Origin of the sequence: Megasphaera sp. MJR8396C (genome assembly GCF_001546855.1) — a bacterium.
Lineage (GTDB): Bacteria > Bacillota > Negativicutes > Veillonellales > Megasphaeraceae > Megasphaera.
In genome coordinates this window covers 50,542-65,577 of the sequence record NZ_KQ958203.1, presented here as the reverse complement: position 1 = coordinate 65,577, position 15,036 = coordinate 50,542, and the positions used below count along the sequence as shown (strand labels likewise).

The following is a 15,036-nucleotide window of genomic DNA, read 5'->3' as shown; positions in this document are numbered from 1 at the left end:
TGTCGCATATGCGGCGGCTCTTTTTTATCATCTGTTCTGTCGGGAGGAGCACTATGGATTTACAGCTGGCTCATGATATAATAAATATATGCAGTGCCATGGCCCCGGAAGGGGCGACCGTCGAAGACTGTGCCGAAAAGCTCGGCATTGCCGGTGCCAGACTGGCTGACGTATTTGAGACATTTGATGAATTGGTGAGGAGTGAAAAGCTCATGAGAATTACAGGAGATCGATATATTGCTGCCAAAACGCCGCAGGAAATTACCGGTATCTATAAAGGATATACGCCGACCTTTGGGTTCGTCATCAGCGAAGATCTGACGGAGGACGTCTACATTTCCGAGCAGAACCGCAATACAGCCATGAATAACGATAAGGTCACGGTCCGTATCATCCATGCCGGAAACGGCCGCCATAAGCAGGAAGGGGAAATCGTTTCCATCGTCGAACGAGCGAACCAGACCTTAGTCGGGACCTTTCAACTTGAAAAACACAGCGCTTTTGTAAAGCCCGATGATGAACGAATCCGTGAAGATATCTACATTCCTCTCGATAAAACAGGCAATGCCCGCAGCAGTGCCCGCGTCTTGGTGACCATTACCAAATGGCCGACACGGAACCGCAAGGCCGAAGGGGAAGTGACGGAAGTCCTCGGCTATAACGGCGACCGCGACCTCGATATCAAGGTCATCATGGCCCGCCACGGCCTGCCCTTTGCCTTCCCGGAAGAGGTAACGGCCGAAGCCGAAGCCATCGACCAGACCGTCGTCATGGAAGACGGCCGCCGCGATTACCGCGACCGCCAGCTCATCACCATCGACAGTGAAGATGCCAAGGACCTCGATGATGCCATCGACGTCGAAAAACTCCCCAACGGTCATTTTCGACTGGGCGTCTATATTGCCGACGTCAGTTACTACGTCCGGCCTCGCTCAGCCATCGATGAAGAAGCCTATAACCGGGGCACCAGTGTCTACCTCGTCGACCGGGTCATCCCCATGCTGCCGGAAGTATTGTCCAACGGCATCTGCAGCCTCAATGCCGGAGAAGACCGCTATTCCATGACCTGTGTCATGGAAATCGATACCCATGGGAAGGTCGTTAAATCCGACATCGGCCCGGCCGTCATCCGCGTCAAACGCCGCTGCAACTACGTCGAAGTCCGAAAAGCCCTCGTCGACGGCATCATCCCCGACGATTTGCAGCCCTTCATGCCCATGCTCCGGGATTTGCAGGAACTGTCGACGATTTTGAAGAACATGCGCCTTCGCCGCGGGGCCATCGACTTTGACTTCCCCGAATACAAGGTCATCCTCGACCCCGAAGGAGTTCCCTTGCGCTTAGAAAAACGGGAACGGACCCTGGCCGAGCAGATCGTTGAAGAAAGCATGCTTATCGCCAACGAAACCGTGTCCTGTTATCTCCGCGACAGCGACAACCCGTCGGTGTACCGTATCCATGAAATTCCCGAACCGGAACGACTGGACATGATGCGCACCGTCCTGTCCAGCTTCAACCTGCCCGTGCCCGATTCGGAACACGTCAAACCGGCTGATTTCCAAAAACTTCTGGAAACTACCAAGGGTACCGATGAAGCGGCCGTCGTTCAGACCATCGCCCTGCGCTCTATGCAGCAGGCCCGGTATGCAACGGCCAACGCCGGTCATTTCGGCCTGGCTTCGGAATGCTATACACACTTTACGTCGCCGATCCGCCGCTACCCGGACCTCTTGGTCCACCGCCTGATCCGCCAGTATCAGCGTCGGGGCAAACTGCGGGAAGAAGAAGCCCAGCAGTCCTTGTCGTTCCATACCATGGCCGCCAATCAGGCAAGCTCGCGGGAACGCATTGCCGTCGAAGCCGAACGGGAAACGGACGACCTCAAGAAATGCCAGTACATGCTGCCCTTCATTGGCCAGCCTTTCGAAGCTCACGTCACGGGAATCACCTCCTTTGGTCTCTTTGTCGGCCTCGAAAACGGCATCGAAGGCTTGATCCATATTTCCCTGTTGACCGACGATACCTACGAATTTGACGAAACGTCTTATACCCTGCGGGGCCAGTTCGGCGGAAAGGTTTACCGCCTCGGCGACGCCATGGAAGTCACCTTGGCTCAGGTCAACGTGGAAAAAGGTGAAATCGACTTCGTTCCCGGCCGCTATGAATCTCTGGAAGACGTCCAAAAGTTGATGGCCGCTAGCAGTGAACGGCGCCATAAACGAAAGGGCAGCGACAACAAGGAAGAAAAGAACAAGCGCAATTGGTTTTCTGGCGCAGGCGGCGCGAAGAAGGATAAAAAGAAAGACAAGAAAATCCGCAAGGATAAGAAGAACAGCCGCAAAAACGACCGCAAAGGTAAGAATACCAAAGTGCGCCGCAATAAAAAGAGTAAGAAGTAGGAGGTTTTAGAGTGGCAACATCACCGACTAAAGGTGTGAAATATATTTCGGATAACCGCAAGGCCCGTCACGATTATTTTATTCATGAAACGTATGAAGCCGGCATCGCCCTGACCGGTACAGAAGTCAAATCCCTGCGTCAGGGCAAGGTCAATTTGAAAGACAGCTTCTGCCGCATTGAAAACGGCGAAGTCCTGCTCTTAGGGATGCATATCAGCCCTTACGAACAGGGAAACCGCTTTAATCACGACCCGCTGCGGACGCGCAAGCTCTTGCTCCATAAGTATGAAATCATCAAACTGTTGGGCAAGATTCAGGAAAAAGGCTATACCCTCATTCCCCTCAACCTGTATTTCAAGAAGGGCAAAGTCAAGGTGACCGTCGCCCTGGCAACAGGGAAGAAACTGTATGATAAACGGCAGGCCTTGGCTGAAAAAGAAGCGAAGCGCGATATTGAACGCCGTATGAAAAATAGAAATTACTAAAGATAGGAGTAACCTTATGAATTCAGAAGATCCCAAAATTCTCTCGGATCGCGAGCGAGATAACTTCAGCGGACCGACCATCGACGAAGACGGTACGGTCCATGACCAGCAGTCCCTCTATGAAGAGCGGATGCGGGAACAGCAGGACGCCCGGCAGCAGCAAATCCATATCGTGACCAGTGGCCTGTCGTGGCGCGTCAAATTAGCTATCGGCGTCATCGTCTTCTGCGTCGTCGCCGTCATCATCGGTGCCCTGGGGCTCATCGTCATGGCCATGCCGTATTTGCTGGGCATCTTTGTCATCTACTGCCTGTACAGCATCCTGAGCTCCATCTTGCATCGCTAGACTATATATTAAAGAAAGGGCCAATTAGAGTATGAAAGAGAACATCGTCATCATCGACGGCAGCAGCCTGCTCTATCGGGCTTTTTTTGCCATTCCTCATCTGAGTGATCCCCAGGGACGGCCGACCAATGCCGTCTATGGTTTTTTGAATATGTTATTGAAGCTCTACAGCGAGCTCAACCCGCAGTACGTTGCCGTCGCCTTCGACAAGGGAAAGTATACCTTCCGCAACGACTTGTACGACGGCTATAAGGCCACCCGTAAGGAGGCCCCCGACGATCTGCGGCCTCAATTCGCCTTGATTCGCGAAGTCCTCGACTGCCTGGGCATCTCGGTCCTCGAACAGGAAGGCTATGAAGGGGACGATATCATCGGTACCCTGGCGAAAAACATGGCTGCCGAAGGCTATGCCGTCGACGTCGTCACCGGTGACCGCGATGCCCTGCAGCTCGTAACGAACGACGTTACGGTCTATCTGACTAAAAAGGGCATCACCCAGATGCTGGCTGTCACACCGGCCGTCATGGAAGAAGAATACGGCTATACGCCGGCCCAGGTCATCGAAATGAAAGCTCTCATGGGCGATACGGCCGACAACATTCCCGGCGTTCCCGGCGTCGGTGAAAAGACGGCCTTGAAACTCATTTCCCAATTCGGCAGCGTCACCGGCGTCTATGAACACCTGGCGGACGTGAAAGGGAAAAAGCTTCAGGAAAAATTGGCCGACAACAAGGATAAGGCCCTCTTATCCAAGGATTTGGCGACCATTCGCTGCGACCTGGACCTGACTTATACCATCGACCAGTTCCAGCCCCAGCCGCGCCAGGCTGACGTAGCGGAACTCTTTAAGAGCCTGGGCTTCCGTAATCTCTTGGAACGCTTTGCCGCCTTCGACCGCTTTGCTCATCTCGAAAGCGGTGCTGATGCAGCCGCAGCCCCGGTGGTGGAAGCCATCGAAGCGCCGCTGGCGGACAGCCTGAAAGACCAAATCGTCGCCGTGGCTGCCGAATTTGACGATCACCAGCCCATTCCGGCTCTTACGGGACTTTCTATGGCTACGGAAAAAGGCGCTTTTACAGTACCTCCGGAAGGCTATGGGGACTACCTGTCGGTGCTGCCGCAGGCAAAAGCCGTTATTACGGCTGACGGCAAGAATCTCACTAAGGCCGTTTCCGCCGTCGCTTCCGGCCGCCTGCCTTTAAAGGATATCATCCTGGCGGCCTATCTCTTAGACCCGACGCGGACGTCGTACGGCCTGACGTATATCTCGGAAACCTTCGACGTCAACCTTCAGGAACCGGCCGATGACGAAGCTAAAAGACTGGTCAGTGATGCCGCCTTTGCCCTTTCCGTTTGGCCTAAGGTCGAAGAAAAGATGGGAGAAGCGTCTTTGACCGACCTCTATGCGTCCATCGAAGAACCCTTGGTCCGGACCTTAGCTGTCATGGAAATGAACGGCTTTACCGTCGATACGGAGCGGCTCATGGCCATGAAGAGTGAATTGTCGACCCAGGCCGACGCCTTGGAAGAAGCCATTTACGACGACGCTGGCGAAACCTTCAACATCAGTTCGCCGAAACAGCTGGGCGTCATCCTCTTTGAAAAATTGAAACTGCCGGTCATTAAAAAGACCAAGACCGGCTATTCGACGGACAGCTCCGTCCTCGATGCCCTCATGGATCAGCACCCGATGATCGACAAGATCCTGCGCTTCCGGGCCTTGAAGAAACTCATTTCGACCTATCTCGACGGCTTGGAACCCCTCATTTCACCGGAAACGGGCCGCATCCATACCCATTTCAACCAAATGGTTACCTCGACGGGCCGCCTCAGCAGCTCCGACCCCAACTTGCAGAATATTCCGATCCGGACCGAACAGGGCCGCAAAATACGGTCCATCTTCATTCCCGGTGATGGCTACGACTACATCGTATCCGGCGACTATTCGCAGATCGAACTGCGCCTCTTGGCCCATCTGTCCCAGGACCCGACCATGATCGATGGCTTCCAAAAAGGTCAGGATATCCATCGCCGGACGGCGTCGGAAGTCTTCGGCATCCCTTGGGACGAAGTTACGCCGGAAGCACGGTCTCACGCGAAAGCCGTCAACTTCGGCATCATCTACGGCATCAGTGATTTTGGCCTGGCCCGCAACATCTCCATTTCTCGTCAAAAGGCCAAGGAATATATCGAGTCCTATTTTGCCCGTTACAGCACGATCCACGACTATATGAACGGCCTCATCGAATCGGCCAAACAGAGCGGCATGGCTGTCACCATGTTCGGCCGTCGTCGGACCTTGCCGGACATCAACAGTAAAAACTTTACGCGCCGCTCCTTTGCTGAACGGACGGCTATGAATACGCCCATTCAAGGCAGCGCGGCCGACATCATTAAGTTGGCCATGAATGCCGTTCAGGAAGAAATCGAAAAGCGTCAGCTGAAAAGCCGCCTCTTAGTCCAAGTACATGACGAACTGGTCTTAGAAGTGCCGGCTGGCGAAAAAGAAGAAATCGAAAAACTGTTGAAAGATACGATGGAACATATCGTCGATCTTTCCGTTCCCCTCGTCGTAGACATCCACAGCGGCGCCAACTGGGAAGAAGCAAAGTAGGTGAGACCATGCCTGAATTGCCGGAAGTAGAAACGATACGGTCTTTCATCGAAAAAAGGGTGCAGCATAAGGTCATCACCGCCATCGACGTATCCCTGCCGCGGCTCATCCGCAATACGACGGCGGAAAATTTCGTATCGGTCCTGACCGGAACGACCATAGAAGGTGTCAGCCGCCGCGGTAAATACCTCTTTCTCCACTGCAGCGGTCCGTCGTCGGTCTTGGTGCACCTGCGCATGACGGGAAGCCTCCTCTATGAGGATCAGCCCGGAGCCTTTTCCGGTCGGGCCGTCCACGTCGTCTTTTCCCTGACTGAAGGGCGCCTCTTGTACCGCGATATCCGCACCCTGGGCTGCTTATGGTTGGTGCCGTCGGAAGGGCCGACGGGCATCAAGGGCTATGACAACCTCGGCCCCGACGCTATCAGTCCGGCCTTTACGGCAGAAGGATTATACCGTCTTTTAAAAGAAACGAGCCGGCCGGTCAAGACGGTCCTTCTCGACCAAACGAAGGTGGCCGGTATCGGCAACATCTACGTCGACGAAGCCCTGTTCCGCGCCGGTATCCGGCCCCTGCGCCGGGCCCATAGGGTCACCAAGAAAGAAGCGGCGAAGCTCCACGAAGCCATTACGGACGTCCTCCACGAAGGCCTCGAACACGGCGGGACGACGATACGGAACTTCATTAGCGGCAACGGGAAAGAAGGGCAAAACCAGGAAAACCTCCGCGTCTATGGGAGGGAAGGGACGCCGTGCACGGTCTGCGGCACGACCATTGAATACGTGAAACTCAACGGCCGCGGCACCCATTACTGCCCGAAATGCCAAAAGTAGACGTATTGTAAAAAAATATAGCGACAACCCCCAGTCTGTTCTAGGCTTAGCGCAGACTGGGGGTTATGTATTACAAGAATTGAGTTTTATTGAGTGTTAATACCTTTAGTGGTCTCGTTCATCTCCAATATTACAGGTGAAAATAAAATCTTAATAGTTTATGTTATAATAAACATAAGTGTTTCTCTAATTTAATAAGTATTTTTGGAGTAATTTACTTCTTAAAATATGCATTACTATAAAGAAAGACTGGGAAAAAAATGGTCACGAGCAGCATCAATTAGGCGTTCCAATTCTTGCAAACATTCTTCATCCGACAGCTTATTTACCTCCCACATTAAAACGGTAAAGTGAGCCATTTTAGTTGCCTTATCACGGTATAATCGCGGGCGATATTTGAATTTATTGGGAATAGGCTCCATCTCAAGATAACCGGTTAGTCCTTTCCTTTCAATTATTTCTTTTGCTTTTTGGATAATCCATTTATTTCTTTTCTCTAATGGTCCCATAGAAATCAACTCCTTTAATTAAAACCTTCCTTGATAGCAATATTATAACGGCCTTTAAGATACTTGTCAGAGGGGGAGCTTGCATTTATAGCTTACCCGTTGTTAATAGATGACATTGTACTGACAGGCTCGTGTTTTTAGAATATAATGAAAGGTTGTGAATTTAATGAAAGTACTTGATAAAAAAAAGATGGAAGTTCAAATACAGCATGAGCATCTATATTTACTCACAAAAGAAGAATTAAAGAGAAAAATATGTGCTCCATGGGGAGATTTTTATTATTTTACTCGTTTTACAGACGGTAGAGAAACTAGAAAAAAAGTTTTCGCTAAAATTCAAAAAAAACGTGCCGAATATTTTCGGAAGTTATTTCCTGATTATAAATGTGAGACTGTTCAAACTCTGATACCTTTTAAAAAAATTAAGTCTGCTGGTAAATTCACTAAGAAATATATCGATAAAGCTGATGAACGCTCTAATAAGGATGAATTTAAATATGAGGATCCATTGGCGACTCATGGAGGCACGGTATATGATTCCATGAAGATTTTAGAATATATTTTACAGTACTACTTTGATATAAAAAGTGGGAAAGAGAAGAGAACGAATCATAAAGAAAAATCGCTTTTAAATCAACCTAAAGACCTCAACTTTCTTGAAGATAATACTCTAAATGGAAGATATGAAACACTTCATCTGTTGGCACTGCAATGTTATAGCCGCGAAGAAGTTCAAGAAGCGCTTGCTTTTGATTCATTGGAATTAGTGGATAAATGGGTAGAAGAAAACAATATTCCTAAATTGCTCAATAGAAATATGGATGATTATTATATTTGGGAAGAAGACCTTTTAGACCGAAATTCCCTGCCGCCCAATGCGACTATAAGATTAAAATATAAAGTACCCAAATATTGCTATAGTCGCGAAGAGCTAAAAAAGATTCTTAACCTAGCGACATTAGAAGAGGTTGACAAGTGGGTAGAAGACCATAACTGTTCCAAAATGTTCGCTAGGGGGACCGGAGAATACTATGTTTTAAGAGGAGATTTATTGAATTACATCGATAAAGAAAAATTGATGATGGATAACGTCTTCCAGAATAGACCATGTACAGGGTGGTTGAAATTTCAAAAATATGGCTATGCAGAATTAACTCTTTTAATTTTGGAATATAAAATTAAAAATTTGGAGTACCTTACTAGTCATGATTTTCGGCGAAAATATGTAGATTATCAGCCTGAAATGGAGGATAAGATTGCAAGAGATGTAAAACTATTCGATGATATAATGACAGACCTTAATCCAAGAATGTATATATCCAGGTTATACGGTCTTGAAGATACCGAGAGTATTCTTTTGCTTTTATACAAGGAGAGGCGTCTTGAAAAACGAATTCGAAAAGAGATAGGTCATATGAAAGAAAGTCTTTTTTTAAAATTACGTAAGGAATATAAGGCGAATCTTTCTAGCGAGAATGTTTTTATAAAAGATGAATATGGAGTGAAGGGAAAATATCCTGATGATTTTGCACATTTGGATATGCTTTTTAAAGGTTTTTTATGGGATGCAGACCCCTTACCTCAAGGTACAGTTAGTATCGATTTCCTTTCGCGCTTTTTTTATGATGAAATTACTGATGAGAATGAGGTTCCTTTTAAAGAGGCTCTCGAGTTAAGTATATTGAGGCAAAAGATATTATTCTGTAAGTTAAAATATAATAGATGGGTACATCTTCGAAAAAAGGGAAACCCTTGACCTTTCGTGAGCAATGATTCTATAAAATATTTTGAGAATTATTAAAGGACAGAGCCAGTTTATGAAGATGGTGACTACAGATGATGCCTTTTTACTGTGTTTGAAAGGGGATATTTCTTGTTTTACCTTACATAATAGAATGAATAAGTCGAGTAGACCATTTTTTATATTCTTTCATCCTATAGATCAGACAATCCAGATACCACAGCTATAATTAAAATAGTTGAATATGTAAATATTGACATGATTGACAAGGGGCGTTACAATGGAAATACAGCATCAGACTGTATTTCTCGCCTTTGGAGGTTTTGCTATGAGAACATTTAAACGAATCTTGGGCCTTTCTTTACTGACCTTGGGGCTCTTCACCATGGGAGCCGGCATGGGGGCGGCTCAGTCGCAGGAAGTCGCCATTGACGGGGACCACGGCAAACTGTCGGCCGTCATCCAGCGTCCAGCAGGGAAGACGGAATATCCCTTGGTCATCATCATGCATGGTTTTATGGCCAATAAGGAACGGCCGCTTTTGACGAAACTGGCCGATGATTTAGAAAAAGACGGCATTGCGTCTATTCGCTTTGATTTTAACGGACAAGGACAGAGCGAAGGGCGGTTCCAAGACATGACCGTCGTCAATGAAATTGAAGATGCCAAGGCCGTCTATGCTTATGCACGGAAGCTTCCCGGCGTGACCAGCATCGCCCTGGCCGGTCATTCGCAAGGTGGTGTCGTAGCCAGTATGACAGCCGGTGAATTGGGCACACAGAAGGTCAAGGCCTTGGTTCTCATGGCACCGGCCGCCGTCCTTCGGGAAGACGCCATCCGCGGTCAAATTTTTGGCGTTCACTATGATCCCCTCAATCCGCCGGAAATCATTGACGTCCGCGACCACAAAGTCGGTGCGGCCTACGTAAAGACGGCACAGACCCTGCCGATTTACGAAACGGCGTCCCAATACCAGGGGCCGGCCTACATGATTCACGGTACGGGCGATGTCATTGCCCCTTATACGTACAGCCTTCGGTATCAGCGCATCTACTTTAACGGTAAGGTCCATCTCATCGACGGCGAAGATCACACCTTCAGTCATGATACCGATGGAGCAGCCAAAGATGCCGCCGATTTTTTCAAAGAAATCTTAAAATAACTCCTTCCTCATGAAGGGCGTAGAAGTTGTGGAGACATCGAACTTTCCCAACAGAGAGCATGTAAAAAAAGCCAGCAGCTTTTGACGATGGATATTGCCAAAGGCTGCTGGCTTTTTCTATGCTTTTTTAGAGAATCATCTAGATTGTCGATGCCGTCATAATGACGGGCTGTCGATGTTATTGAGCTGCATCGCGGGCGGCAGGACCGTTTAAGAGGACTGTATAGTCTTCGTCCGTAATTCGCCGCGCCGGAGCCGTTCCGATGACGCGCAGGGCTTCTTCTAAATATTTCTTTTCGACGACGATGACGGCCGGTTTATCGCTGTGCCAGAGGTCGTACAATTCCTGGTCGCTGTAGTACATCCCCGTCCGATCGGTATGTTGGAGACCGAATTCCAATTCGCCGGTGAAGTTGCCGGCGGCGATGGGACGGTCTAAATAATAGACCAGGCCCGGAATGAAGTAGTCGTACATGATGATGGGCGTACTGTCCGGGATGTTCAGCTTTTTAATATCTTGACTGACCGTGTAGGCCGTCTGGTGATCGTGAATCTGGCCTTGAATTTGATGAGCGCCGAGGCCAAAGCCGTAAGCCATGACGGTGAGGATGATGAACACCGTAAGGAAGCTGCGCCGCTTATGCCAGCACCAGGCAGCAGCCGCCGTTCCGATGAGGAGGGAGGCGATGAGCAGGCCGCCGTGGCTGAAAAAGTCGGCAATCGTCAGAAAATCGGTGTTCATGAGGTAGACGACGCCGGCTGCCGTAAACAGGAGGCAGAGCAGGGAGTTGATGAGAAAACTGTGGCCCAGCCAGGATTTTTCGCGGCGGCACCGTTCCAAAGAGGCGGCGATCAGGACCGATAAGGGCAGCCAGCAGGGCAGGATATACGTCGGTAGTTTTGAATCGGAGATGCTGTAAAAGACGTAGATCAGGCCGGCCCACAAGGAGAGGAGGATGATATCTTGCTTGTGGCGCAGCGTGCCCGGCGCACGGAAGATCCCCTTCTTACTGAAAAAGGTGGCCAGAAAACCCGTCCAGGGCATGAGACCGGCAATGAGGACCGGGACGAAGTAGTACCAGGGATGGAAGCGCTCGTGCATCTTGGTGGCAAAGCGCAGGAAGTGTTCGCGGATAAAGAAGAAATAAAAGAAGTCCGGGTTGGCTTGAGACACGAGGTAATACCAGGGGACGGAAATAGCCAGAAACAGCAAGATCCCGGGCACGTAGAAGAGTTTCAGGAAGAGTTTTGGCCGCCGGGTAAGCATGGCGTACCAAAAGAGGATGCCTACGGGAAAGGCGATGGCGATGAGCCCTTTGGTCAGCATGCCAAGGCCCATGGCGGTATAAAAGAGGAGAAGATACTTCTTCTCTTCCGTCCGCTCAAAGAGGTAAAAGGTGACCAGGCAGGCGTCGACAAAGAAGGTCAGGGCCATATCGAGGACGCCAATGGAAGCGACGATCAGCTGCAGGGCCGACGTAGCCAGGATGATGGCTGCCATGAGGCCCGTTCGACCGTTGTACATCGACCGGCCCAGGACGTAGGCTAAGAGGACGTTGCCAAAACCGGTCAGAGCCGGCAGGACGCGGCCCGTAAATTCCTTGAAGCCAAAGATCTTCATGGCCAGGGCCGTGACCCAGTATTGTAAAATGGGTTTTTCAAAGTAAGGCATGTAGTCGAAATGGGGCGTCAGGTAATCGCCGGACAGGACCATTTCCATGGGAATGCGATGGTAGCGGCCTTCATCGAGTTCGATGAGATGGTATGAGCCGATGTGGGCCAAGTAGAGAAAGGCGGCGGCCAGTAAGAAAAAGGCGAGTACCAGACGCCGGTGGTGCCGTAAGGCAGAAAGCATAAGATCCCTCCTATTTGTAATGATACTTTATCGTACACGGACGGCCTAAATAAAGGTTAAATAGAACGACAACTTTCTGTATATCTTGGTGATTTACCCGTTTTTGTATTCATTGATCCGGTCGTGGAGCAGGCGGGAAAATTCTTCGACGTAGTACGTACTGTTGTCCTTGTGCCAAAAGAGGCAGTAGTGACGCATCATGGGCTGACTGCCTTGATAGAGGGGCAGACAGCAGGTGGCCGTGCCTGACGGTGGTGTCGGTGACAGATTTTCCAAGGGCAGATAGCCGCGGTTGCTGGCGACGAGGAGACGGGCTTCTTCAATTGTCCGGGCAAAGATGAAGTTGTCGGCAAACCCTAAGGTATCGGTGTAATACGCCGCTTCGGATTGCTCGTGACTTTCTGCCGTGACCAGGATGCAGGGGAAGCGTTTCAAATCTTCCAAGGCGAGAAATTCCTGCTGACTCCGAGGATTTTGACGTGAGATTTCGGCATAGACCGTGCCCGTCGTGAGGATGTCGTTTTCGTATAAGTCAGAAAAGGCGCGGCGCTGGTCGCTGAGAATCAAGTCGGCCTTCCGCGTACGCAGTTCCTGGTAGAGGGATTCGTGGGTCCCGTTAAAGATCTGAATCGTGACTTCCGGGTAATAAGCGGAAAAGGAGGCAATCGTTTCATAGAGTTCACTGCCGACGTAGTTGTTCAGATAGCCGATGGAAAGCTGCAGCTCTTTATCTTCGCCTTGGCGCTGTGTTTCTCGCTTAAAGTCTTCGAGTTCCTGAATCAGTTCCTTGCCGTGGCGGTAAAAATACTCGCCGGCCGGGGTCAGGGCGAATCTCCGGTTGTGCCGGATCAATAAGGGTACGCCCAGATCTTCTTCCAGGACCTTGATTTGCTGTGATACGGCAGACTGCGAAATTTCTAAAGCATACGAGGCTTCGGTAAAGCTCTTGGCTTCGACGACGGCGATAAAATACTTCATTTGGCGAAACAGCATGGAATCACTCCTTCCGTTAGGGCGATGTATACCGTTATTATACCGTGAGTTTTGACATAAGTAAAACTAATGAGAAGCCTTTGAAATTCGAATTGTTATAAATGGATGATTTCGGTACAATATGGTTGTCAACAGGAACAAGAAGCCTGACAGAATCCATTGTATATCACCGGTACGGTTCATATATAGGAGGTAATTCCCATGAATGCAAATGAAAAGGACGTCGTCGTATTAATCGGTTCCGGCCAGATCGGCCAGGCCATTGCCCGCCGCGTCGGAAGCGGCCGTCACATCGTCTTGGCCGATTTGAAACAGGAACATGCCGACCAGGCAGCCCGGGTCCTGGAAAATACGGGATTTACAACGAGCACCCTGGCCGTCGATATTTCCTCGCGTTCGTCCATTTTGGGCCTCATCGATCACGCCCAACAGTTCGGCGCTATTAAATACCTCATCAACGCTGCCGGCGTGTCGCCGTCTCAGGCCTCGGTCGAAACGATCTTGAACGTCGACCTTTACGGTACGGCCGTCTTATTGGAAGAATTTGGCAAAGTCATTGAAGCTGACGGTTCGGGCATCATCATTTCGTCCCAGTCCGGTCATCGCTTGGGAGCCCTGCCGCAGGAAGAAACGGATCAGCTGGCCATGACGCCGACGGAAGAGCTGCTGGACCTTCCCTTTCTCAAAGCCATCAACGATACTTTGAAGGCCTATCAGTATTCAAAACGCTGCAACGTCCTGCGGGTCATGGCCGAAGCCAATAACTGGGGAAAGCGGGGCGCGACGGTCAATTCCATCAGCCCGGGCATCGTCATTACGCCCCTGGCCAATGACGAACTCAATGGTCCCCGGAAGGAAGGATACCGTAAGATGTTGTCCCTCTGTCCGGCCGGTCGTGCCGGTACACCCGATGAAATCGGCGACCTGGCTGAATTTCTCATGAGCCATAAAGGTCGTTTCATCTCCGGCAGTGACATCCTCATCGACGGCGGTACGACGGCATCGTATTGGTTCGGTGATCTCCAGTATTTAAAACAGACCCACTAATTAAGAGAAAAACGGTGTCGACTTTCCTGTCGCGCCTTATCCATAAATTCCTCAACTCAGAAAGGAGTTTTATCATGAACGATTTCGTATTTCAGAACACTACAAAAATTTATTTTGGTAAAGATCAATTAGCTCACCTCGGAGAAGAAGCGGCGGCTTTGGGTAAAAAAGTCCTCCTCGTCTATGGCGGCGGCTCGATTAAACGAAGCGGCCTCTATGACAAGGTCGTCGACATCCTGAAAAACGCCGGCATGACCATTTCCGAACTGGGCGGTGTCGAACCGAATCCGCACCACACGACGGTCAATAAGGGTGTCCAAATTTGCCGGGAAGAAGGCATTGACGTCATCCTGGCTGTCGGCGGCGGCTCGACTATCGACGCTTCCAAGGTCATGGCTGCCACGGTCGTATCCGATACGGACGATTGCTGGGACCTCATCATGAATAAGACGACCAGCCCCGGAGCTCTTCCGATCATGACCGTCCTGACCATTGCCGCTACGGGCTCTGAAATGGATGCCGGCGCCGTCATCAGCAACGTCGATACCCAGGAAAAACTGCCTTATGTGTCGCCGGCCGTACTGCCGACGGTATCCTTCCTGGATCCGACCAATACCTTTACCGTACCGGCTTATCAGACGGCAGCCGGCAGTGCCGATATGATCGCTCATATCTTTGACGTCGTCTATTTCTCGAAACAGCCGCGGATGGATATGCTTTACCGCATTCAGGACGAACTCTTGAAGACCGTCGTTACCTTTGCGCCCATTGCCCTTAAGGAACCGGATAACTATGAAGCCCGGGCTAACCTCATGTGGACTTCGACGTGGGCCCTCAACGGCTTCATCTTCGGCGGCGTAGAACAGATGACGCCGTGCCATATGATGGAACACGAATTGTCCGCCGTCTATAACATTACCCACGGTCACGGCCTAGCTATCCTCATGCCGCGTTGGCTCAAATATACCTTGAACGACGACAATGCTTGGCAGATCAAACGCCTGGGGACGAATGTCTTCGGCATCGACGCCAGCCTGTCCGATCGGGAAGGG

The 15,036-nt window shown here is 50.2% G+C and carries 12 protein-coding genes; 9 read left to right on the top strand and 3 right to left on the bottom strand.

The features are described 5' to 3' along the window. Window positions 1-53 precede the first annotated feature (53 nt). The 5 genes from rnr to mutM are packed head-to-tail and all read left to right on the top strand — an operon-like array spanning window position 54 to window position 6,677. A complete protein-coding gene (rnr, locus tag HMPREF3201_RS08730; protein ID WP_062412691.1) occupies window positions 54-2,399 on the top strand; it encodes a ribonuclease R in 2,346 nt (781 codons plus the stop codon). A gap of 11 nt (window positions 2,400-2,410) precedes the next feature. Then, window positions 2,411-2,884 carry an SsrA-binding protein SmpB gene (gene smpB, locus HMPREF3201_RS08725; protein WP_062412690.1) on the top strand — a complete coding sequence of 158 codons (474 nt, stop codon included), beginning with the start codon at window positions 2,411-2,413 and terminating at the stop codon, window positions 2,882-2,884. Between the two features lie 16 nt (window positions 2,885-2,900). Beyond that, on the top strand, window positions 2,901-3,230 hold the full coding sequence (locus HMPREF3201_RS08720; RefSeq protein WP_062412689.1) for a hypothetical protein: 330 nt from the start codon (window positions 2,901-2,903) through the stop codon (window positions 3,228-3,230). Window positions 3,231-3,261: 31 nt separating this feature from the next. After that, on the top strand, window positions 3,262-5,844 hold the full coding sequence (gene polA / locus HMPREF3201_RS08715; protein WP_062412688.1) for a DNA polymerase I: 2,583 nt from the start codon (window positions 3,262-3,264) through the stop codon (window positions 5,842-5,844). Window positions 5,845-5,852: 8 nt separating this feature from the next. Further along, window positions 5,853-6,677: a bifunctional DNA-formamidopyrimidine glycosylase/DNA-(apurinic or apyrimidinic site) lyase gene (mutM, locus tag HMPREF3201_RS08710; protein WP_062412687.1), complete on the top strand. Its 825-nt coding sequence runs from the start codon at window positions 5,853-5,855 to the stop codon at window positions 6,675-6,677. A 236-nt stretch (window positions 6,678-6,913) separates the two neighbouring features. Here the strand turns inward: mutM and HMPREF3201_RS08705 are convergent, their stop codons facing one another. Further along, entirely contained in the window at window positions 6,914-7,186 is a 273-nt protein-coding gene (locus HMPREF3201_RS08705; protein ID WP_062412686.1) for a hypothetical protein, read from the bottom strand. Between the two features lie 166 nt (window positions 7,187-7,352). On the opposite strand from HMPREF3201_RS08705, the gene HMPREF3201_RS08700 reads away from it, so the two are divergent. Beyond that, window positions 7,353-8,942 carry a hypothetical protein gene (locus HMPREF3201_RS08700; RefSeq protein ID WP_062412685.1) on the top strand — a complete coding sequence of 530 codons (1,590 nt, stop codon included), beginning with the start codon at window positions 7,353-7,355 and terminating at the stop codon, window positions 8,940-8,942. A gap of 313 nt (window positions 8,943-9,255) precedes the next feature. Beyond that, window positions 9,256-10,089: an alpha/beta hydrolase gene (locus HMPREF3201_RS08695; protein ID WP_062412684.1), complete on the top strand. Its 834-nt coding sequence runs from the start codon at window positions 9,256-9,258 to the stop codon at window positions 10,087-10,089. A 178-nt stretch (window positions 10,090-10,267) separates the two neighbouring features. On the opposite strand, the gene HMPREF3201_RS08690 is transcribed toward HMPREF3201_RS08695, so the two are convergent. Next, a complete protein-coding gene (locus HMPREF3201_RS08690) occupies window positions 10,268-11,944 on the bottom strand; it encodes a glycosyltransferase family 39 protein (protein WP_062412683.1) in 1,677 nt (558 codons plus the stop codon). A gap of 93 nt (window positions 11,945-12,037) precedes the next feature. Beyond that, entirely contained in the window at window positions 12,038-12,922 is an 885-nt protein-coding gene (locus tag HMPREF3201_RS08685) for a LysR family transcriptional regulator (protein WP_197408286.1), read from the bottom strand. Between the two features lie 216 nt (window positions 12,923-13,138). Between HMPREF3201_RS08685 and HMPREF3201_RS08680 the strand changes: the two genes are divergently transcribed. Both HMPREF3201_RS08680 and HMPREF3201_RS08675 read left to right on the top strand, forming a co-directional pair. Further along, window positions 13,139-13,984 carry an SDR family oxidoreductase gene (locus tag HMPREF3201_RS08680; RefSeq protein ID WP_062412681.1) on the top strand — a complete coding sequence of 282 codons (846 nt, stop codon included), beginning with the start codon at window positions 13,139-13,141 and terminating at the stop codon, window positions 13,982-13,984. A gap of 74 nt (window positions 13,985-14,058) precedes the next feature. Beyond that, the coding region (locus HMPREF3201_RS08675; RefSeq protein ID WP_062412680.1) for an iron-containing alcohol dehydrogenase at window positions 14,059-15,036 on the top strand (978 nt) is incomplete at its 3' end.